A 20,443-nucleotide genomic window follows, 5' to 3' on the forward strand; every position below is an offset into this window, starting at 1 on the left:
CCAGGAACGATGGAGGATAACATGGAGAACAACGTAAAGATTTTTAATACCCTTACAAGAAAAGTAGAGACCTTTGTGCCAAACGAAGATGGCAAAGTGAAAATGTATACCTGCGGACCAACCGTATATCATTTTGCACATATCGGAAATCTGCGCAGCTATATTATGGAAGATGTATTAGAGAAAACACTTCGCTATGCAGGTTATGATGTAAAGCGTGTCATGAACATAACAGACGTAGGACATCTTTCCAGTGATGCAGATACCGGTGAGGATAAAATGTTAAAGGGCGCAAAGCGTGAGCACAAGACCGTTATGGAGATTGCAAAGTATTATACCGATGCATTCTTTTCCGATTGCTCCAAATTAAATATCAAACGTCCGGATGTGGTAGAGCCGGCAACCAATTGTATCCCGGAATTTATTCATATGATAGAGGTACTTTTAGAGAAAGGCTATGCATATATTGCCGGAGAAAATGTATATTTTGATACATCAAAATTAGATGATTATTATGTATTCTCCAGCCAGAGCGAAAAAGAGCTGATGGTAGGTGTCCGTGATGACGTATCTGAGGATGAAAATAAGCGCAACAAGAGTGATTTTGTATTGTGGTTTACCAAGTCCAAATTCGATAACCAGGAACTGAAATGGGATAGTCCATGGGGCGTTGGTTATCCGGGCTGGCATATCGAGTGCTCCTGCATCAGCATGAAGCATTTAGGTGAATATATGGATATTCACTGCGGCGGTGTGGATAATATTTTCCCACATCATACCAATGAGATTGCACAGAGTGAAGCATATCTGGGACATAAATGGTGTAATTACTGGTTCCATGTGCATCATCTGAATGATAAATCAGGAAAAATGAGTAAATCCAAGGGAGATTTCCTGACCGTTTCCTTATTGGAAGAAAAAGGTTATCTGCCGCTGGTATATCGTATGTTCTGTCTGCAGTCCCATTACAGAAAGCCATTGGAATTCTCTTATGAAGTAATGGATAATATGGAAAATTCCTATGTAAAGCTTCGTAAGACCATTGCAAAACTGGATGCGTCTACAGAAGTAGAGCAGGATAAATTTGATGCATACAAAGAGAAATTCCTGCAGGCATTAGAGGATGATTTAAATACTTCCATGGCACTGACTGTAGTATATGAAGTATTGAAAGCCGATATGACCGATGCAACCAAGCTTGCACTGGTAAAAGATTTTGATTATGTATTATCTCTTGATTTAGCAGCGGGAGAAGCAGCAAATCCTGCCGATGAAATCGATGCAGATTTAGAAGCATATGTATTAGAAAAAATCGAAGAGCGTAAGGCTGCAAAGAAAGAAAAAGATTTTGCCAAAGCAGACGCAATTCGTAATGAACTTTTGGAAAAAGGAATTGTCTTAGAGGATACCAGAGAGGGTGTAAAATGGAAAAAGGCATAGATTCCCATATCAAAGAATATTTTGACCTGCCAAAGGTGGATGTAGCAACCTACTCCCCTTTGGCACTTGCCTACATAGGAGATGGCATTTATGACCTTGTCATAAGAAGCATTGTAGTTGGAAAAGGCAATACCAAGGCATTCCGTCTGCATCAGACCACCAGCCATCTGGTGAAAGCGCATGCGCAGGCAACGATGATGGAGACACTGACTCCGATGCTTACGGAAGACGAAACGGAAATTTACCGCAGAGGCAGAAATGCCAAGTCTCCGACCATGGCAAAAAACGCAACTATGTCAGATTATCGCCGTGCCACCGGCTTTGAAGCATTGATGGGCTATTTATATCTGACGGATCAGTTTGAGCGGATTTTGGAACTGGCGAAAGAAGCAATCAGACACTATAATGTGAAGACCGGAAAGAATGATCTGGCAGGAGGAAAGTAGAATGGAAGAAATGCAGATGGAAAACACACAGGCGGAAAGCACGAAGATAGAAGGAAGAAATGCAGTTTTAGAAGCATTTCGTTCCGGAAAAACCATAGACAAGCTGTTTGTATTAGATGGCTGTAAAGACGGTCCCATTCAGACCATTTTAAGAGAAGCGAAAAAGCATGATACGCTGGTACAGTTTGTGGCAAAAGAGCGTTTAGAGCAGTTGTCAGAGACGAAGAAGCATCAGGGTGTCATTGCCATGGCAGCAGCATTTTCCTATGCAACGGTAGAAGATATTTTAGAAAATGCCAGAAAGAAAAATGAGGCACCATTTGTCATTTTGCTGGATAATATTGAAGACCCGCACAATTTGGGTGCAATTATCCGTACTGCCAATCTGGCAGGTGCCCATGGCGTCATTATTCCAAAGCGCCGTGCAGTGGGACTGACCGCCACCGTAGCAAAGGCTTCTGCAGGAGCCATTTATTATACACCGGTAGCAAAGGTAACCAATCTTACCAATACCATCCGGGAATTAAAGGAGCAGGGCATGTGGTTTGTCTGTGCAGATATGGGTGGCACAACCATGTATGATCTGGATTTAAAAGGTTCTATCGGACTGGTTATTGGAAATGAAGGAGAAGGTGTCAGCAAATTAGTAAAAGAAAACTGTGACTTTGTGGCATCGATTCCAATGAAGGGAGATATTGACTCCTTAAATGCATCGGTAGCAACAGGTGTTTTAGCTTATGAAATTGTAAGACAGAGATTAAGTTAACAGGAGAGAGAGATGCAATCTTATCAGAACATGAGTGATGAGGAATTAATTGCAGCACTTCGTAGTGGTGAAAAAGAAATTACAGATTATCTGATGGACAAATACAAAAGTCTGGTTAAGAAAAAAGCAAAAGCACTTTATCTCATTGGTGGTGAGACGGACGATTTGATTCAGGAGGGAATGATTGGTCTGTTTAAAGCTGTCCGGGATTATCAGCCGGATAAAGACAGCAGTTTTTTTCATTTCGCAGACCTTTGTATTGCAAGACAGATGTATACAGCGGTGGAGGCTTCCAATCGGAAAAAGCATGCACCGCTCAATTCGTATGTACCACTTTATGCAGATAGTGAGGATTCGGAAGGCAGGAATCTGGCGGATGTGTTAGAGACTATAGATGAGGCGAATCCGGAGAATTTATTTATCAGTCAGGAAGACCGGGAAGATTTCAAGCGGAAAGTAAATGAAACTTTAAGCAAAATGGAACAGGAAGTGTTGTCGTATTATCTGCAGGGCTTTCGCTATGAGCAGATTGCAGAAGCTATGGGAAAAGAGCCGAAGGCTGTGGATAATGCGTTGCAGCGTTTAAAGAAGAAGTTGAAAGGGAAGTAACAGCATGAAAAATATCATTCACATTTTTCGTAAGGACGTAAGAGGACTTTGCAGGAATTTTTTCGCACTGGTCATTGCAATCGGATTGTGTTTTATTCCATCTTTGTATGCATGGTTTAATATTTATTCCAATGAGGATCCTTATGCCAACACCGGAAATATCTATATTGCAGTGGCATCTGAAGATGAAGGAATGAAATTAGAGGATGGCACAACCGTCAACATGGGTGTTCAGGTGATTGAGCAGTTGAAGGAGAATAAGTCCATAGGCTGGCAGTTTGTAGACAGCTCTGATGAAGCAATCAGCGGAGTAGAAAGTGGAAAATATTATGCGGCAGTAGTTATTGGTGACCGCTTTTCCGAGAGCATGTTCAGCATCTTTTCTAAAGGACTGGAGAATCCGACCATTACATATTATGAGAATGAGAAGAAAAATGCCATTGCAACGAAAATTACCGATACTGCAGTGAGCACATTAAAGTCCAGTATCAATGAGACATTTCTTGAGACAGCGGCAAGTGCCATGTTTGCCCAGATGGATAATCTTTCTGAGAAAATAAGTGAAGATGGCGGTGTGGATGGATTCCGCCAGAAATTAGAGCAGCTCAGCCAGAATTTAAAGGACTATGATGCCATGATAGACAGCTTCCTGTCCGGAAATGAAGAACTGAGCGCAGGGATTGATGAAGCCAATTCCAGTGTGTCAAAGGTGGAAGATAAAATTGATTCAGCTGTAAATTCCCTGAATGGAACAAAGACACAATTAGACAGTACGGATACTACACTTTCAGATTTTTCCAAGAATGTGGAGACAACCTTAACGGATATTGAGAATTCTTTGAATAAGATTTCAACGGATATTACCAATGCCGGACTGGGAGATTCTGCCAAGAAGACAACTGAAAGTATTGAGACAACAACGAATGATATCAAGACTTTAAATGACCAGTTGCAGTCGCTTTATGGAGCAATCAGTGGACTCAAGACAGATGAGAGCTTTACGGACGAGCAGAAAACGGATATGGATGATGTGATGTCACAGATTGATGCGTTGAAGCAGGATGCAGAAGAAATGCAGAAGCTTTTAGAGACACTGATGCCGGACAATGCATCAGATGCAGTAAAAGATGCGGTAGATACTGTGACAGGCGGAATGAATACAGCATTGTCTACCTGCAGCAAGACCATTGAAAATATGAAGAATGTATACACCAATAATCTGGTGCCTGGAGTATCCGGAATATTGGATACGGCATCCCAGATACTGGTCAATGTAACCAATCTTTTGAATAATCTGAATAATACATTAGGTGACATGGAAACCATTTTCGATGGAACCTTAGATATGGTAGATGCTACAGATGAAAGCTTTACACAGATTCAGACATTGCTGAAGACCTGTGATACAAAGATAGAAGAGGCAATCAGCAAGCTGAATGAAGCATCGGAAGATGAACAGATGCAGATTATCATGGAACTTTTGGGCGGCGATCCGGAATCCTATGGTAAATTCTTTGCACAGCCGGTAAAAGTGGAGACAAAGCAGGTTTATGAGATTAAAAATTATGGTTCTGCGGTTGCACCATTTTATACAACACTGGCACTCTGGGTAGGCGGTATTGTACTGGTGGCACTGATTAAGGTAAAGGCATCCGAAAAGGATTTGACGAATCCGAAGCGTTATCAGCTTTTCCTTGGAAGATATCTCATTTTCTTTGTGATGGGACAGATACAGGCATTGATTATTGTGCTGGGTAATATTTATCTGCTGCATTGTCAGGTGAAGAATCCGGTATTGTTCTGGTTTGCGGCGTCGCTGACGAGCTTTACCTTTACCTTATTAATCTATGCGCTGACACTTTCCTTTGGCGATATCGGAAAAGCACTGGTGGTTGTAATGGTCGTTATTCAGATTGCAGGTTCCGGTGGAACATATCCGATTGAGATATTGCCGGAATTTTACCGGCGGGTATATATTTTCTTCCCATTCCCATATGCCATTAATGCCATGCGTGAAACCATTGGCGGCATGTATGGCGGAACCTATGAGAAGAATCTGGCAGAGCTTCTGATTTTCGCAGCAGCGGCATTGTTAATCGGACTGATGATTCGCATACCATTTATGGGTATCAATCATTTCGTAGAAAAGCGAATGAAAGATACGAAGATGATGTAAGAGAGCAGGTGAAGAGCAGATGGAAAAGAAAGAAGATTATGAAAAGCTTTATGACATGCTTTTAGGCTATGAGCAGGAGATTCATAAGAAGAACCAGAAACGTATCCGCATCGGATTGCGGTGCCTTATCATTATTCCACTGATTTTCCTGGCATTGTTATTCTGGACAGAAAGCTCAAAAATTGTATTTTTGATTCTGTGGATTGTATCGCTGTTTATTCTGGCAGGATATTTAATTTTCGTAGAATATTCGGACTATAAATTACAGGAAAAATTAAATGAGATTTCTAACCGGGAGCAACAGGAGAGAGATGCACTGATTGGCGATGGAATTGCCCAGGTAGAAGAACGGATTCGTACCGTACTTCAGACGGCAGAGCAGGAACTTTTAACGGATAGCACAAAGGAGTAGCAGAGGGATAACACATGAAAAATATTTTTAGAATCTTTTACCTGGATTTTAAGAGAGTCAGCACAAATGTGGTAGCAGTGGTTATTGTAATAGGTCTTTCTATTATTCCGTCACTGTACGCATGGTTTAATATATTGTCCAACTGGGACCCGTATGGACCGGAATCTACATCAAATCTTAAGATAGCAGTATATTCCGCAGATGAGGGAATTGATATGGGAGGTCTGTCTTTAAATATCGGAGACAGCGTCATTGATGCCCTGAAAGCCAATCAGACTATGGGCTGGCAGTTTACTGATACCATGGATGAAGCAACCGACGGTGTATACAGCAGTGAATATTATGCGGCACTGATTATTCCGGAGGATTTCTCCGAGAAAATGATAAGCTTCCTTAACGGAGAAGTACAGAATCCGCAGATTATTTATTATGAAAATGAGAAGAAAAATGCCATTGCACCAAAGATTACATCCAAGGCAAAAACGGCAGTGCAGGAACAGGTTAATGCAACCTTTGTCAGCACTCTGGCAGAAGTCATGTTAAAGGTAAATGATGTCATGGTAGAAAATGGAATGGATTCCGGCTCTATGATGAATCTTTTCCTGACACAGCTTAATGATTTAAGCGGAGATTTGGACAGCTATATTGCATTGCTGAATTCTTTTGTCAGCATTACCAATTCGGCATCCAGCCTGATTGATACGACACAGGTTATGCTGCCGAATCTGAATACGATGGTAGATGATGGTTCGAATACGGTAAATACCATGCAGGGAGCATTGAATTCCGGCAGCCTTAATGCCAGTGCTTTGGCTGAGGTTATTTCAGCAAATCTTAATACAGCAGCCGACAGCCTTGACAACATCAATACGCTGATACAGAATGCCTTAGATCAGTTGGATAACTATGGTGATTTATCTTCCGGCGGACTGCAGAGCGCAATTAATATGATGCCGCTGATCCGTCAGTTATTTGAAAACAGTGTGGCAGACTGGAAGGATGATGAAAGTGTTTCCGGTCAGATTGCAGAAATCGAAGCACAGTTAGATAAAATTGAAACAGATTTAAACAGTGTCCAGAATAATGTCACAGATTTAAATACTGCAAAGGATACTTTAAACACTGAAATATCTACCGAAATAACTTCCTGTAAGACCGAAATAAAAGCTTTAAAAGATACGTTTGACTATTCGGTAAAAGGTCAGCTGGAGACAACCATTCAGTCCATGCAGGGGTCGCTGAATCAGACACAGGCAATTTTAAATGGTGTCGATGGAGATTTTGATGAAGTATCGGAAGTGTTGGATGCTTATAGTGAAACCCTCGATAAGGGAAATGAAAGCTTAAGTGATTCATTGGCAGCAGCACAGGAAATGAAGACCGGACTTGACAGTGTGATTACAAGTCTCAGTGCTCTGGAAATCAGTGACCAGTATCAGGCTTTGATGAAAATCTTAGAGACCGACCCGACTTTGTTAGGAGATTTCTTATCTTCTCCGGTCAATATGGAGACGAAAGAGATTTATCCGATTTCCAATTATGGTTCGGCAATGTCACCGTTCTATACGGTACTGGCATTGTGGGTAGGTGCGTTGATTCTGGTGGCAATCATTCATGTAAAGGTACTTCCGGATGAGAAAATACCGGATGCAAAACCTTACCAGAAATTCTTTGGAAGATATATTACATTCTTCCTGATTGGACAGGTGCAGGCATTGATTACTGCACTGGGAGATTTGTTTTATATTAAGATACAATGCCATAACCCATTCTTATTCTGGCTTGCCTGCGCATGCTGCAGCTTTGTATTTACCCTATTTATGTATGCATTAACGGTAGCCTTTGAAAATGTCGGAGAGGCTTTGGCGGTAGTCATTATGGTTATCCAGGTAGCAGGAGCAGGCGGTTCCTTCCCAATCGAAGTACTGCCGGCAATCTATCAGCGGATTTACCGTTTCTTCCCATTCCCTTATGGAATGGATGCACTCCGGGAGACTATCGGTGGTATGTATGGAATGACTTATTGGAAATGCATTGGCATCTTAGGCATCTATATTATAATCTCACTTCTGATTGGACTTGTAATTGCAATTCCGTTCCGGAAGTTAAATATGAAGATTGAGCATAGCAAAGAAAAATCTGACATTATGCTGTAGAAAAGTATTGACAATCATAGCTCTCTATAGTATAGTATTAAAAGTCGGGATTAGTTCCGACAGAATTGCTGGCATGGCTCAGTCGGTAGAGCGTCGCATTGGTAGTGCGGAGGTCACGGGTCCGATTCCCGTTGCCAGCTTAACTGGAAAAAAGGCTGTAATCCTTGATAAATCAAGGGTTACAGCCTTTTTGGTGATTATGCAAATCGCATAAAACATATTAACATCCGAGTCTGAATAATTTGCAGATTGTGTTAAATAACTCGGAACAGCTATTGAAATTAAAACACATAGTTTCGTCCTCCTTATTTTCTTTGAAATCATGTCTTAGCTAAGTACAAATGAATTGTAACAAGTCTGTAACATTTTCACAATAGGAGTACATTGGAAACAGGGGAAATATCTGGCCTTAGGATAAGCCGGGAGGAGTTGGCTCTTTCTCAAGCTTTGCAAACCAGCTATTAACGGCCTTGCTTACCTCGTCACGTTTACGAAAAGGAATCTGCACAATGGAGTGGTCTTCCATAATAAGGTCGTGCTGCAGAATTCCAGTGACATGGTTTAGGTTTACCAGATAGCTGCGGCCAACCGGAAGAAAACAGGCAACAGAGGCAAAGTCCTCGGTAAGCTGTGTTAGGTTTCCGGGAATCGTAAAAGTCTCTGATATAGCGTGCAGCAGGACATTGTGCTGCCCGGTTTCAAAAAAGAGAATATCTGAGTAAGGAAGAGAATATTCCTTCCTACGGACAGAAAAGGTAAATACTTCATTGGATTCCTCTAAAAGAGTATCGCAGCGGCTCATGGCATTGAGAAAATCTGTGTGTGAGTAAGGCTTTTGCAGATAGTAAAGAGCATTTACCTCATAGCTTGCCATGGCATGTTCCGTAGAAGAAGTGGTGAAAATAATGCCACCCGCATAGCCCAGTGAGCGAAGAATACGTGCTGTTTCCACACCGTCCTGGTTATTCATATAGATATCTAAAAACAGCAGAGCCGGATAACGCTTTTCTTCTTTATAATATTGAATCATCTCTTCGCCCGAAGAAAAAAGTAGAATCTCCATATTACAATGATGTTTCGTGGCATATGTATTCAGATGATGTTTCAGCCGTAAGGCATCGCTTTCAGAATCTTCGCATAAGTAAATCAGCATAATTATTCTCCTGTATATAAAAAGTAAAAAACACCGGATACGAGACAAGTATAACATATTGAAAGAAAATAAGAATCATTTTTTATCGACAATCAGGAAGATAAAATCACAATTTGGAAGAATTGGTTGCAAAATTCCCGGCGTTTTCTTAAGATAGAAACTGTGTGAACAAAAGAAATAGAAATAAAAAAAGGAGAGGAAATATGGGAAGAAACCGAAAAAAACGATGTCTGGCATTTTTGATGGCATTGACTATGATGACAGGCTTATTTATGGGAGATGCTGCCGGACTACTGGTAAAGGCAGAGGATACGCCGGCATCCGTTCAAATAGGAAGTACAACATTAGAGACGGGCTGGTATGTGAAGGCGGTGGATTCTCCTTCTATACCGGGACCAGCTGCAAGGTATCGTGGTGTCGATAAAGTAGGGGAAGAACCGGAAAGTGGTGGCTATATTTACTTTGATAAGGATACGGCAACCATGACTGTATACAATGATATGGAGATTGCTACTTCCGGACCGAATCCGGTGACAGTAACGGATGGAAATCTAACAATTTCCGGGGCGGGAAATCTTACTGTTACAGGAACCTATAGTCCGGCATTTAACTTATCTGGAACCGGTGCTGCCGTTGTCACAAAGGATTTTACCGGAAATTTCAAGGTAACAAGTAATAGTAATGTAATAAACGGTGGCAGCAGATTTCAGATAGATACAACCGGTGATATTACACTGGAAACTGCATCAACGTCTTCAGAGCCAATTGTTTTGAGCAGTGGAGTGGTTGATTTAAGTGGAAAGAAAGTTACGATAACCGCACCATGTGGTATGATTGACAGTGGAGTATCCACACTGAACCTGACACAGACAGAAGGAGACCTTGCATTAAGTTCTGCATCTGATTATTATCCAATTTTCCATGCAGAAAATGTTACCCTGAAAAATACCGGTGGAAAGGTGGAACTGGAAAATACCAGCACAGGGGTGTTGACTGACAGTAATCTTACGATTGAAGCTGCAGGAGATATTTCTTTAAAATCAGCGAAGGGAATAACAAGCAAGAGTAATCCACAGGTGAGCTTAACTTCAACCAATGGGGATGTTACAATTGAACAGACCGCAAACCCTGTCATGCAAGATGGTAAGCTGACGATTCAGGCATTGGCAGGAGCAGTAAGCATTTCAACTAATGCACCGGTACCGATGTTTATGGCAGAACTTGATATAAAGGCAAAGAATGATGTAACACTGAAACAGAATGGAACAACAGATTCATCACTTACCTGGGGCGGAGCCGGTGGAAGTATTGAGAGTACCGATGGGAATATTACAATAGAACAGGAAAGCAGCACATATGTGATTTCAACTTTGAATGCAGTCGACCTGAATGCAGGTGGAACGGTTACGTTAAAGAGAAATACGGAAGGAACAGCATTAACTTCCATGGTGAACGGGATTCCTGCAACAGGTGTAATCCAGCTTGTAGACGGCACAAAGAAAGGAGCCATCGTAGATGGAACCGTATATACTGCCAGCGGATGTACGCATCCAAAGCGTATCAATGGAAAATGTGTTGTTTGTGATGACCAGGAGCCGGTGGCTGCTATTGTAGATGCCAGCGGAAATGTAACAAATTATAACAGCCTGTCCGATGCATTCCATAATGCCAATGCAGACAATACTGTAAAATTATTCGTTGATTATAAGAACAGCAGTGAATCAATTGATTTATCCTCTGTATATAAGGCTGTAAATCTTGATTTAAATGGGAAGAGTTTAACATTAGATGCATTTAATATCATGAATCACTTAAGCGTTTCCAATGGAAAGCTTAACCTGAGAATGCTCAATGATGCAAATACTAGTCTTTCTGATAAATGTACATTAGAAAATGTGGAAGCGGATATCCATGAGATAAGTTGGACTGCAAATGGTGGTCTGGAATTAAAGAGCAGTAGACTTCATGTAGGTTCACAGGCATCCCCTTGCTCATTCTTTGTAGAAATGATTACAATAGCACCGGATGACGATTCTGTAATTACAGTAGAAAACATGATAAGTGGTCTGGCAAACTATAAAAATGTACCAGCAATGGAACAGGCATTGGACAAATTAATTCCTTTCGGATATTCAGTTTTTGTTGATACTGATATTACAGTACTGGATGAATCCGGAAATCGTGCCAAAAATCTGGTACTTCGTAATAAGAAGCTGGCAGAAGCGGACATTACTTTAAGCCCGGCTGCCTTTGTCTATGATGGCACAGGAAAAGAGCCGGCTGTAACCGTAACGTATGATGGAATGACATTAACGGAAGGAAGGGATTTTACGGTTACTTATGTTGACAATATTGAAGTGGGTGATACAGCTGCAGCAATTATCAGTGGTTCCCGCTTTTTAGACAGTGTAACAAAATACTTCAGCATTACCAAAGCACATCGTGGAGCACCAACAGGACTTACCGCAGTAGCAGAAACCATTGATGGCAAAAATGATGGAAAGATTCGTGGTGTGAATGCGGAAATGGAATACAGTATTGATGGAACTACCTATACCGCAATTACAGAAAATGAATTGACCGGACTTGCCGACGGAACTTATCTGGTACGTTATCAGGAAACACGCAATTATTATGCGTCTTCTGCAACACAGATTGTAGTAGAAAAAGGACTTCCTTCTTCCGACAGCTTAAACCCGTCAAACCCGGGCGGCGGAAATAATCTGGAAAATACACCAGGTGGAAGCACGCCAAATGAAAATAATAATGGAACGACATTAACCGCCGGAAGTAATGTTGTTACAACATTGCCAGGCGCATCTTCGGTACAGACACCGGCAGCAACAACGTCTGATAGCAGCACACAGGTTAAAACCGGAGACGACAATCAGATATTCCTATATCTTCTTGTACTGATTGCTGCGGCAGGAGTGGCTGCGGGAGCATATGGCAGATTAAATGCAGGACGCCGTATGAAATAAGTGAAAAGGGATATATCGGAAATAGAAAAGTCATGAAATGAAAAATAAAAATGCTGTACTTTCAGAAATGGGAGTGCAGCATTTTTCTGTTGCAAAGAACATAAGGACGCGGTAAAATGTAGCGTAGTCAAAGAAGAGGAGATAGAAGATGCTGACACAGTTTTCAAGAACCGAACTATTGCTTGGAAAAGAAGCAATGGAAAAATTAAAGAATGCAAAGGTTGCAGTATTTGGAATTGGCGGAGTAGGTGGATATGTCTGCGAAGCACTGGTAAGAAGCGGAGTTGGAGCTTTTGATCTGATTGATGATGACAAGGTATGCCTGACGAATCTCAACCGTCAGATTATTGCAACCAGAAAGACCGTTGGAAAATATAAAACAGACGTCATGAAAGACCGTATTTTAGAGATTAATCCGGATGCCAGGGTAGAAGTGCATAAATGCTTTTTCCTGCCGGAAAATGCGGATGAATTTCCTTTTGAAGAGTATGATTATATCGTAGATGCAGTAGATACGGTAACAGCGAAGATTTCACTGGTTATGAAGGCACAGGAGATGAATGTGCCGATTATCAGCAGTATGGGAGCCGGAAATAAGTTAGATGCCAGTCAGTTCCGTGTGGCAGACATTTATAAGACAAAGGTATGCCCGCTGGCAAAAGTAATGCGTCGTGAGTTAAAGAAACGTGGCGTAAAGAAACTTAAGGTGGTTTATTCTGAGGAGCAGCCAACCAGACCAGTTGAAGATATGGCAATCAGCTGTAGAACCAACTGTATCTGTCCGCCGGGAGCAGCCCATAAATGTACGGAGCGGCGTGATATTCCGGGCAGTGTGGCATTTGTGCCATCTGTCGCTGGACTGATTATCGCAGGTGAAGTAGTAAAGGATCTTGCAACAAAATAAGAAACAGATAAAGAAAACCGGATGTGGAATCACATCCGGTTTTCCATTTCTATTGATTTCCTTATCAGGAAAATTATTTCTGAGGACCTGCAGAAACAAGAGCTTTACCAGCTTCGTTTCCTTCGTATTTAGCAAAGTTCTTGATGAATCTGTCAGCAAGATCTAATGCTTTTGTCTCCCATTCAGAAGCATCTGCGTAAGTATCACGAGGATCTAAGATGCCTGAATCAACGCCTGGAAGCTCTGTAGGAACTTCAAAGTTGAAGAATGGAATCTGTTTTGTAGGAGCGGTTAAGATAGCTCCGCTTAAGATAGCATCGATGATACCACGGGTATCTTTGATGGAGATACGTTTTCCGGTTCCGTTCCATCCTGTATTTACGAGGTAAGCCTTAGCTCCGCTCTTTTCCATTTTCTTAACAAGCTCTGCAGCGTATTTTGTAGGATGCAGCTCTAAGAAAGCCTGTCCGAAACATGCTGAGAAAGTAGGTGTAGGCTCTGTGATTCCACGCTCTGTACCAGCAAGTTTTGCTGTAAATCCAGACAGGAAGTAGTACTGAGTCTGCTCTGGAGTTAAGATAGATACTGGAGGCAGTACTCCGAATGCATCTGCGGAAAGGAAGATGACATTCTTAGCTGCTGGAGCAGAAGAGATCGGGCGGACAATGTTCTTAATGTGGTTGATTGGGTAAGATACACGGGTGTTTTCTGTTACGCTCCTATCAGAAAAATCGATTTTTCCGTCAGCATCTAATGTTACGTTCTCAAGAAGAGCGTCACGTCTGATCGCATTGTAGATATCCGGCTCGGAATCTTTGTCAAGGTCGATAACCTTAGCGTAGCATCCACCCTCGAAGTTGAATACGCCGTTGTCATCCCAACCATGCTCGTCATCACCGATTAAGAGACGCTTAGGATCGGTTGAAAGGGTTGTCTTACCTGTTCCGGAAAGTCCGAAGAAGATAGCGGTGTTTTCACCGTTCATATCTGTGTTAGCAGAGCAGTGCATGGAAGCGATGCCCTTTAATGGCAGATAGTAGTTCATCATAGAGAACATACCTTTTTTCATTTCTCCGCCGTACCATGTATTAACGATAACCTGCTCACGGCTTGTAATGTTGAACATTACTGCTGTCTCAGAGTTTAATCCTAATTCTTTGTAGTTTTCAACTTTTGCTTTAGAAGCATTGTAAACGATGAAGTCCGGCTCAAAGTTCTTTAATTCTTCTTCAGTAGGCTGGATGAACATATTTGTTACGAAATGTGCCTGCCAAGCTACTTCTACGATGAAACGGATAGCCATACGGGTATCTTTGTTAGCACCACAGAAAGCATCTACTACATAAAGTTTTTTGTTAGAAAGTTCTTTGATAGCGATGTCTTTTACAGCACTCCATGCTTCCTCAGATGCTGGATGGTTGTCGTTCTTGTATTCATCAGATGTCCACCATACAGTGTCTTTGGAGTTCTCGTCCATAACGATGAATTTGTCTTTAGGGGAACGACCTGTATAGATACCAGTCATAACATTGACTGCGCCAAGTTCACTTTCCTGACCTTTTTCATAGCCTTCCAGTTCTGGCTTGGTCTCTTCTGCGAATAATGTTTCGTAGGATGGGTTGTAGACAATTTCTGTTGTTCCAGTAATGCCATACTTGCTTAAATTGATTTCTGCCATTTTGTTTTTACCTCTTTCCTTTAAATATAGTAATATGATAATCGCCCGCAAAAAGCAGGTTTTTATGATATCTTGACTGAGAAACTATAAATCCTAGTTACGTCATCATAATTATTATACATAAATAAGTCATAAAATCAATAAAAAAACTGCGAAATTTTTATAAAGTGAAGAAAGTTGAAAGATTTTCCCCCTAAAGAATTAGCCTCCTGCTTAAAAATGCTGCCATATAATTCTACAGAAGTCCGTTGCGGCAGCACCACAGACAAGCTATAATACAAAGTAAGAGAAAAATATAATCTTACTTTGTAGGATAATCTTGTATAGAAAAGGAGCACATGGGCTATGAAGATATTTCACTTATCCGACCTTCACATCGGATTGAAATTAATGAATCATGATTTAAGGGAAGACCAGGAATATATCCTGCATCAGATTGTAGAGCGGGCCAGAGAAGAAAAACCGGATGCCATTTTGATTGCAGGAGATATTTATGATAAAGCAGTGCCAGCGGCAGAGGCAGTAGAGGTATTCGATCATTTTATCAATGAACTGACGGAGATGGTGCCGGAGGCTGTCATTATGATGGTTAGCGGAAACCATGACAGCGCACCAAGAGTGAACTGTTTTCGAAGCATTTTATCAAGACAGCATTTATATATGATAGGAAAGCCGCCTGAGACGAAAGAGGAATACATTGAGAAAGTGACATTGACGGATAAGTATGGGAAAGTGAATTTTTATCTACTGCCTTTTGTGAAGCCGTCTATGGTAAAGCAGATTGTGGGAACGGATGAAAATGATAACAATCTTTCTTATGATGCAACTTTGCATAAGCTTCTGGAAAGAGAAAATGTAAATGAAGCAGAGCGGAATGTGCTGGTGAGCCACCAGTTCTATCTGCCGGCAGGAAAAGCGGCGGAGGATGTCGAGCGGATGGATTCCGAAATCCGCACCGTGGGAAATATTGATGAAGTGTCTGCGGATGTGTTGGAGCGGTTTGACTATGCGGCATTGGGACATATTCATAAGCCTATGACCGTGGGAAAAGAGTGTTATCGTTACTGTGGAACACCTCTTGCCTGCTCCGTCAGTGAAGCGGGACAGAAAAAAGGCATTATTATGGTGGAACTGGAAGAAAAGGGCAAGCTTTCCACCGGAGTAATTCCGTTAAAACCACTGCGTCAGGTGCGTATTGTGGAAGGGGAATTAGAAGAAGTATTAAAGCAGCCATCCGATAATTTTGTAACTGTGATTCTTACCGATAAGGTGGATGTCAATGTCTTTGACATGCAGGACCGGCTGCGTCATGCATTTCCCAATTTGCTGGAAATCCGAAGAGAAACGCTGCACAAAGCCAATTATGAAATGGAAAAATTCCGGCATGAGGCAGAGCTTGATGCCTTTTCGCTATGCTGTGAGTTTATCGGAGAGATGAACGAGGAAGAGAGAGAAATTCTTAAGGAAGTCATCAATAAAGTAGAGGAGGAGGCTGAGTTATGAGACCATTAACTTTGGAAATGCAGGCATTTGGTTCTTATGGAGACCGGACGAAAATTGATTTTCGAAAACCATCCCAGAATTTATTTCTGATTACCGGGGATACCGGTTCCGGCAAGTCCACTATTTTTGATGCCATAGCCTTTGCGTTATATGGAGAAGCCAGTTCCACAGCTAATAAAAAAAGTGGAACAGAGCTGCAGAGTCAGTTTGCCACAGCAGGCGCAGAGCCTTATGTGGAATTGAAATTCTGTGAAGGAACAGAAGAAAGCGGCGTCTATACAGTGCGCCGTGTGCCAAGACATGTCCGCCCATTGAAGCGGGGAAGCGGTGAAAAAGAAGAAAGCGAATCCGTTACCTTAATCATGCCGGATGAAACCGTTTATTCGCAAAAGGAAACGAATCAGAAAATCATTGATATTGTCGGGCTGAACAAGGGGCAGTTTATGCAGGTGGCAATGATTGCCCAGGGAGAATTTATGGAACTGCTCCGGGCAAAATCCGATGAGAAAAAAGTGATTTTTCGAAAATTATTCCACACAGAAAAATATGAAAAGATTGCCAATGAATTAGGGGACCGGAAAAGAAAATTAGATGCAGAGATTGCCACAATCCGTACGAAGTTTCATGCCAAAGCTGAGAATGCGGACATACCGGAAGCCTTTGAAGAAGCCGAAGCCCTGTTGGCATTGAAAAAGAAGATGCAGCAGGCGGATGCAAAAGCACCGGAAATGGAACGCTTTTTAGAATTGATGCAGCAATTGTGCCAGTATCTTAAGGAAGAGGGAAAGAAGAAAAAGAAGGAAGCAAAAGAAGCGGAAAAACTGCGGGAGCATTGCAGGAGTGCGTTGCAGGAAGCGGAAAATCTGCAAAAATCCTTTACCCAGATGGAAGAAGCACAGCGGGAGTTAGCACGCCTTTTTGAAGCGGAAGAGGAGATAAAAGAGACTGCCCGGTTAGAGCAGATGATAAAGCTTGCCTATGATGCAAAGCAGCTCTATCAGCAGTATGAAGAAGCGGTAAAGAGGCTGGAGAATTTAAAGGCAGAACAGCAGAAATTAGAAGAAAAGCTGCCGGAGATAAAGAAAGCTTTAAAAGAGGCAGAAAAGGAAAGAAACTTAGCAGAGGCGGAAAAGGAAACACAGCAGAAGAATTACAGTATTATAGAAGAAAAAGTAAATCGCACGAAAGCGGCATTGAAAGAAATAAGAAAAGCCGCACAGGAAGTAGAGCAGAGTAAAGATGCTTTGCAGCAGGCGGAAGAGACGGAAAAAGAGACAAAAGAAAAAAGCACTGTCTTAGAGCAGAATATCGTGCAGTGGAAGAAAGAAGCGGAAGCCTTCGAAGAAATTGAAGTAAGGCAGTTACAGATTACCGGAAAGAAAAATACTCTTGCAGAAATCGAAGATGCCGTAGCAGAGATTACAGAATCAAAGCAGCTTCTTGGTAAAGAAAAGAAGCAGGAGGAAGATGCAAAAGAGATTTATCGGGAAGCATCCGGACAGTATCAGGCAAAGCAGCAGGAATATGAAGTATATCGTAAGCGGTTTTTCGATGCGCAGGCAGGTATTTTAGCAAGGGAATTAAAAGAGGGAGAGCCATGCCCGGTCTGCGGTTCCATGGAACATCCAAAGCCATGCATTGCGGTAGAGATGCAGGAAGAATTAAGCAGGGAAATGTTAGAAGCTTTAGAAGAAACGGTTGCAAAGTTACAACAGAAGCAGGAAGCGGCATCTACAGAAGCCGGTGCATGCCACGTAAGAAGAGAGAACCGGGAGAAAGAGTTGGCAGAAAGAAAGGAAAAGTGCCGGAATAAAATAGAAGCCTTTGGAAAGCAAGCAAACCCGGCAGCCGATAATGAAATAGAACCGTGGCTTGTCGCACAAAAGAAAGAGCTTGCAAAAGAAGAAGAAACACTTTCTCAGGAGATAAAAAAGAAGAAGGAATTGTCTCATAAATTAGAAGAGGCAGAAGCAAAAAAGATTGCACTTCAAAAAGAAGAGACAGAAGCAACAGAAAAGAAGCTATTGGCAAAAGAGCAGTTTGACCGTTGTCAGGCAGCTTACACAGAGCGGAACCGCACCCTTGACTATACATCTGAAAAAGAAGCGGATGAAGTCTTGGCAGAAGCACAGCAGAAGAAGGCTTCTGCAGAAAGTGCATATGCAAGGGCTGATAAAGAAAGGAGCCGCTTAGAGGAAGAGAAAACCGGTACACAGACAGGCATTGTCCGTTGTGAAAGAGAACTTCCGGAACGTAAAAAGGAAGCAGAAGCCAAGCAGCAAAAATATGATTTATATATAGAAGAAAAAGATATTTCCAAACTGGAATGGCAGATGCTGGTGGAGCAGTATTCGATGGATGCCATGGAAGAGATGCGGCAGAAAAGGGAAGATTATCAGAATCAGAAGACAATGTATCAGAGCCGCTATGAGACAGCCAGAGAAACGGTAGGAGAGAAAGAAAAACCGGATATAGAGAAGCTTTCAGAGGAACTTAAGGCAGCAGAGGAGCAGAGTAAGCTTGCAGGCAGGGCAGTCAATGAGTGGGAGATTTCCAATCAGAAGGACACGGAAATCTTAGGAGCGGTAGAAGAAATATGGAGCGGGCGGCAGCAGGTATTAGAGCAGCACAACCGTATAACACGGCTTTATACTGTCATTTCCGGAAATGTGTCCGGCAGCCGTATGGATTTGGAGACCTTTGTGCAACGTTATTATCTGGAGCGGATTCTTTATGCAGCAAACCGCCGTTTTGAAGAAATGTCAGCAGGACAGTTTGAACTCAGAATGTTTGATGAGAAGAAGGCTGCAATCGGAAAGAACAAGGGACTTGACCTTATGGTATATTCCAATGTGACCGGAAAAGAGCGGGAAGTCCGTACGCTTTCCGGAGGAGAGTCCTTTATGGCGGCGTTATCCATGGCACTAGGCATGGCAGATGAGATTCAGGAAAATTCTGCTGCCATACATCTTGATATGATGTTTATTGATGAAGGCTTTGGTTCCCTAGATGAGCATGCAAGAGAGCAGGCAGTCCGGGTATTAAAAGAGATGGCAGGCGGCTCAAAGCTTATTGGAATCATTTCCCATGTAACAGAATTAAAGCAGGAAATGGAAGACCAGCTTCTTATTACAAAAGATGAAGAAGGAAGCCATGTCCGCTGGCAGTTAAGCTAGCGGATAGGCTCCCTGTTCTAACATTTCCGTCACCATGGAAGCCATAGCGGAAGGATGTTCCTTCATTCCGTTTTGCAGCCATTTTAAGAAAACATTATAGAGCGCACCGGAATAGAAGTAGACTTTATACCGGTGAATATCATTATAAGGCATGTCACCCATATGATTTTCTAATTCCTGATCAAAAAGGTCTAAGTAAATGTATGCAAGACCTGCCTTATATACACTTAAAATAAATTTCTTGTAAGTCTTAAAATACCGGAAAATCAGTAAAATTGCCTCATAGCTGAAAAAGTCATTTTCAAGCTTTTCTGCCCTCTTCCGGTATTCTTCCATAATATCGTCCGTAATTTTAATCAGCACTTCTTCCTTGGAATGAAAATTCCGGTAATAGGAAGCTCTTGCTACTCCGGCAGTGGTAATAATATCGGTTACGGATATATCGGAAAATGCTTTGGTGTCCATGAGTTTGGTCAGGGCACGGGCAATCTTTAATTTTACCTGGCGGTTCGCTTCGTATCGTTTGTCGGTTTCTTTCATTTAAATGCTCCTGTTCGTATGTGCTATGGATGTGTGCCGGTGGGTGGGACAGAATATGATATTCGTTTCTTACGATTTGCATTTGATATGTGCATTGGTTCATTACGCAAAGAGCGTTATTTTTCTTAGCACTGTATTTTTCTTGCTGTCAGGCTGTCCTTTCCGTTGCTTTGACCGGATGCCGGCTCTGTCCGTCTGTTGCGGATACCACATTCCGTCTGAAAGAGACGCTAAGAATTCCGTTAAAGTTTCCGTATCTTCCGGCAACCGGCACATATTCGCATCCATGCTTAAGATGTGCCTCGCTGGCACATCCCTGTGCCAGCGTTGCCGGTTGCTGCCGGAATTCTAAGCGTCTCTAACAGACTGCATATATCGTATCCGCATTCAGGCGAACAGAGTCCGGCATACTGTCAAACATTGGAAAGACAGGCTTTATCGGCAAAAGAAAAATGCAGTGCAAGAAAAACCGCTCTTTGACGTTAGAAGCAATGTATGTATCA

At 42.1% G+C, this 20,443-nt stretch carries 14 protein-coding genes and 1 tRNA gene; 12 read left to right on the top strand and 3 right to left on the bottom strand.

Annotation, left to right across the window (positions count from 1 at the left end):
• The first annotated feature begins 21 nt into the window (after positions 1–21).
• From cysS to DWY37_RS13865, 8 genes are all read left to right on the top strand, one after another.
• Positions 22–1,440 (top strand): cysteine--tRNA ligase, encoded by a 1,419-nt coding sequence (cysS, locus tag DWY37_RS13830; protein ID WP_117698606.1) that lies wholly within the window; start codon positions 22–24, stop codon positions 1,438–1,440.
• The gene (locus DWY37_RS13835) at positions 1,425–1,886 is read left to right on the top strand and encodes a Mini-ribonuclease 3 (protein ID WP_118541938.1); all 462 of its coding nucleotides are present in this window, start codon (positions 1,425–1,427) and stop codon (positions 1,884–1,886) included. Before cysS ends, DWY37_RS13835 begins: the two co-directional genes overlap by 16 nt.
• Positions 1,887–1,896: 10 nt before the next feature.
• A complete protein-coding gene (gene rlmB, locus DWY37_RS13840) occupies positions 1,897–2,652 on the top strand; it encodes a 23S rRNA (guanosine(2251)-2'-O)-methyltransferase RlmB (RefSeq protein WP_416390276.1) in 756 nt (251 codons plus the stop codon).
• Between the two features lie 12 nt (positions 2,653–2,664).
• On the top strand, positions 2,665–3,261 hold the full coding sequence (sigH, locus tag DWY37_RS13845) for an RNA polymerase sporulation sigma factor SigH (protein WP_022242898.1): 597 nt from the start codon (positions 2,665–2,667) through the stop codon (positions 3,259–3,261).
• Between the two features lie 4 nt (positions 3,262–3,265).
• Complete coding sequence (locus DWY37_RS13850; RefSeq protein WP_118541940.1) at positions 3,266–5,437, top strand: YhgE/Pip domain-containing protein; 2,172 nt, start codon at positions 3,266–3,268, stop codon at positions 5,435–5,437.
• Positions 5,438–5,456: 19 nt separating this feature from the next.
• Complete coding sequence (locus DWY37_RS13855; protein WP_199534332.1) at positions 5,457–5,849, top strand: hypothetical protein; 393 nt, start codon at positions 5,457–5,459, stop codon at positions 5,847–5,849.
• Between the two features lie 14 nt (positions 5,850–5,863).
• Positions 5,864–8,005, top strand: coding sequence for a YhgE/Pip domain-containing protein (locus tag DWY37_RS13860; protein ID WP_118544564.1), 2,142 nt, complete (start codon positions 5,864–5,866; stop codon positions 8,003–8,005).
• Between the two features lie 67 nt (positions 8,006–8,072).
• Positions 8,073–8,145, top strand: a tRNA-Thr gene (locus DWY37_RS13865).
• Between the two features lie 269 nt (positions 8,146–8,414).
• On the opposite strand, the gene DWY37_RS13870 is transcribed toward DWY37_RS13865, so the two are convergent.
• Positions 8,415–9,158: a LytR/AlgR family response regulator transcription factor gene (locus DWY37_RS13870; RefSeq protein WP_158575694.1), complete on the bottom strand. Its 744-nt coding sequence runs from the start codon at positions 9,156–9,158 to the stop codon at positions 8,415–8,417.
• Positions 9,159–9,361: 203 nt separating this feature from the next.
• On the opposite strand from DWY37_RS13870, the gene DWY37_RS13875 reads away from it, so the two are divergent.
• On the top strand, positions 9,362–12,139 hold the full coding sequence (locus tag DWY37_RS13875) for a hypothetical protein (RefSeq protein WP_118544565.1): 2,778 nt from the start codon (positions 9,362–9,364) through the stop codon (positions 12,137–12,139).
• A 148-nt stretch (positions 12,140–12,287) separates the two neighbouring features.
• Entirely contained in the window at positions 12,288–13,043 is a 756-nt protein-coding gene (locus DWY37_RS13880) for a tRNA threonylcarbamoyladenosine dehydratase (protein WP_118541948.1), read from the top strand.
• Between the two features lie 73 nt (positions 13,044–13,116).
• On the opposite strand, the gene pckA is transcribed toward DWY37_RS13880, so the two are convergent.
• Positions 13,117–14,721 (bottom strand): phosphoenolpyruvate carboxykinase (ATP), encoded by a 1,605-nt coding sequence (gene pckA, locus DWY37_RS13885; protein ID WP_118087207.1) that lies wholly within the window; start codon positions 14,719–14,721, stop codon positions 13,117–13,119.
• A 345-nt stretch (positions 14,722–15,066) separates the two neighbouring features.
• On the opposite strand from pckA, the gene DWY37_RS13890 reads away from it, so the two are divergent.
• Both DWY37_RS13890 and DWY37_RS13895 read left to right on the top strand, forming a co-directional pair.
• On the top strand, positions 15,067–16,224 hold the full coding sequence (locus DWY37_RS13890; protein ID WP_118544566.1) for an exonuclease SbcCD subunit D: 1,158 nt from the start codon (positions 15,067–15,069) through the stop codon (positions 16,222–16,224).
• Positions 16,221–19,400, top strand: coding sequence for an AAA family ATPase (locus tag DWY37_RS13895; protein WP_118541950.1), 3,180 nt, complete (start codon positions 16,221–16,223; stop codon positions 19,398–19,400). Before DWY37_RS13890 ends, DWY37_RS13895 begins: the two co-directional genes overlap by 4 nt.
• Here DWY37_RS13895 and DWY37_RS13900 read toward each other — a convergent pair.
• Positions 19,392–19,940, bottom strand: coding sequence for a TetR/AcrR family transcriptional regulator (locus DWY37_RS13900; RefSeq protein WP_117840685.1), 549 nt, complete (start codon positions 19,938–19,940; stop codon positions 19,392–19,394). The genes DWY37_RS13895 and DWY37_RS13900 overlap by 9 nt on opposite strands.
• Between the last annotated feature and the right edge of the window lie 503 nt (positions 19,941–20,443).

The sequence above is a fragment of the Roseburia sp. AF25-13LB genome, assembly GCF_003478915.1.
Taxonomy (GTDB): Bacteria; Bacillota; Clostridia; order Lachnospirales; family Lachnospiraceae; genus Roseburia_C; species Roseburia_C amylophila.

Bases quoted from the DNA above. Each gene is read 5' to 3' on its own strand.
- cysS (WP_117698606.1), top strand. From the start codon at position 22: ATGGAGAACAACGTAAAGATTTTTAATACCCTTACAAGAAAAGTAGAG.
- DWY37_RS13835 (WP_118541938.1), top strand. From the start codon at position 1,425: ATGGAAAAAGGCATAGATTCCCATATCAAAGAATATTTTGACCTGCCA.
- rlmB (WP_416390276.1), top strand. From the start codon at position 1,897: ATGCAGATGGAAAACACACAGGCGGAAAGCACGAAGATAGAAGGAAGA.
- sigH (WP_022242898.1), top strand. From the start codon at position 2,665: ATGCAATCTTATCAGAACATGAGTGATGAGGAATTAATTGCAGCACTT.
- DWY37_RS13850 (WP_118541940.1), top strand. From the start codon at position 3,266: ATGAAAAATATCATTCACATTTTTCGTAAGGACGTAAGAGGACTTTGC.
- DWY37_RS13855 (WP_199534332.1), top strand. From the start codon at position 5,457: ATGGAAAAGAAAGAAGATTATGAAAAGCTTTATGACATGCTTTTAGGC.
- DWY37_RS13860 (WP_118544564.1), top strand. From the start codon at position 5,864: ATGAAAAATATTTTTAGAATCTTTTACCTGGATTTTAAGAGAGTCAGC.
- DWY37_RS13870 (WP_158575694.1), bottom strand. From the start codon at position 9,158: ATGCTGATTTACTTATGCGAAGATTCTGAAAGCGATGCCTTACGGCTG.
- DWY37_RS13875 (WP_118544565.1), top strand. From the start codon at position 9,362: ATGGGAAGAAACCGAAAAAAACGATGTCTGGCATTTTTGATGGCATTG.
- DWY37_RS13880 (WP_118541948.1), top strand. From the start codon at position 12,288: ATGCTGACACAGTTTTCAAGAACCGAACTATTGCTTGGAAAAGAAGCA.
- pckA (WP_118087207.1), bottom strand. From the start codon at position 14,721: ATGGCAGAAATCAATTTAAGCAAGTATGGCATTACTGGAACAACAGAA.
- DWY37_RS13890 (WP_118544566.1), top strand. From the start codon at position 15,067: ATGAAGATATTTCACTTATCCGACCTTCACATCGGATTGAAATTAATG.
- DWY37_RS13895 (WP_118541950.1), top strand. From the start codon at position 16,221: ATGAGACCATTAACTTTGGAAATGCAGGCATTTGGTTCTTATGGAGAC.
- DWY37_RS13900 (WP_117840685.1), bottom strand. From the start codon at position 19,940: ATGAAAGAAACCGACAAACGATACGAAGCGAACCGCCAGGTAAAATTA.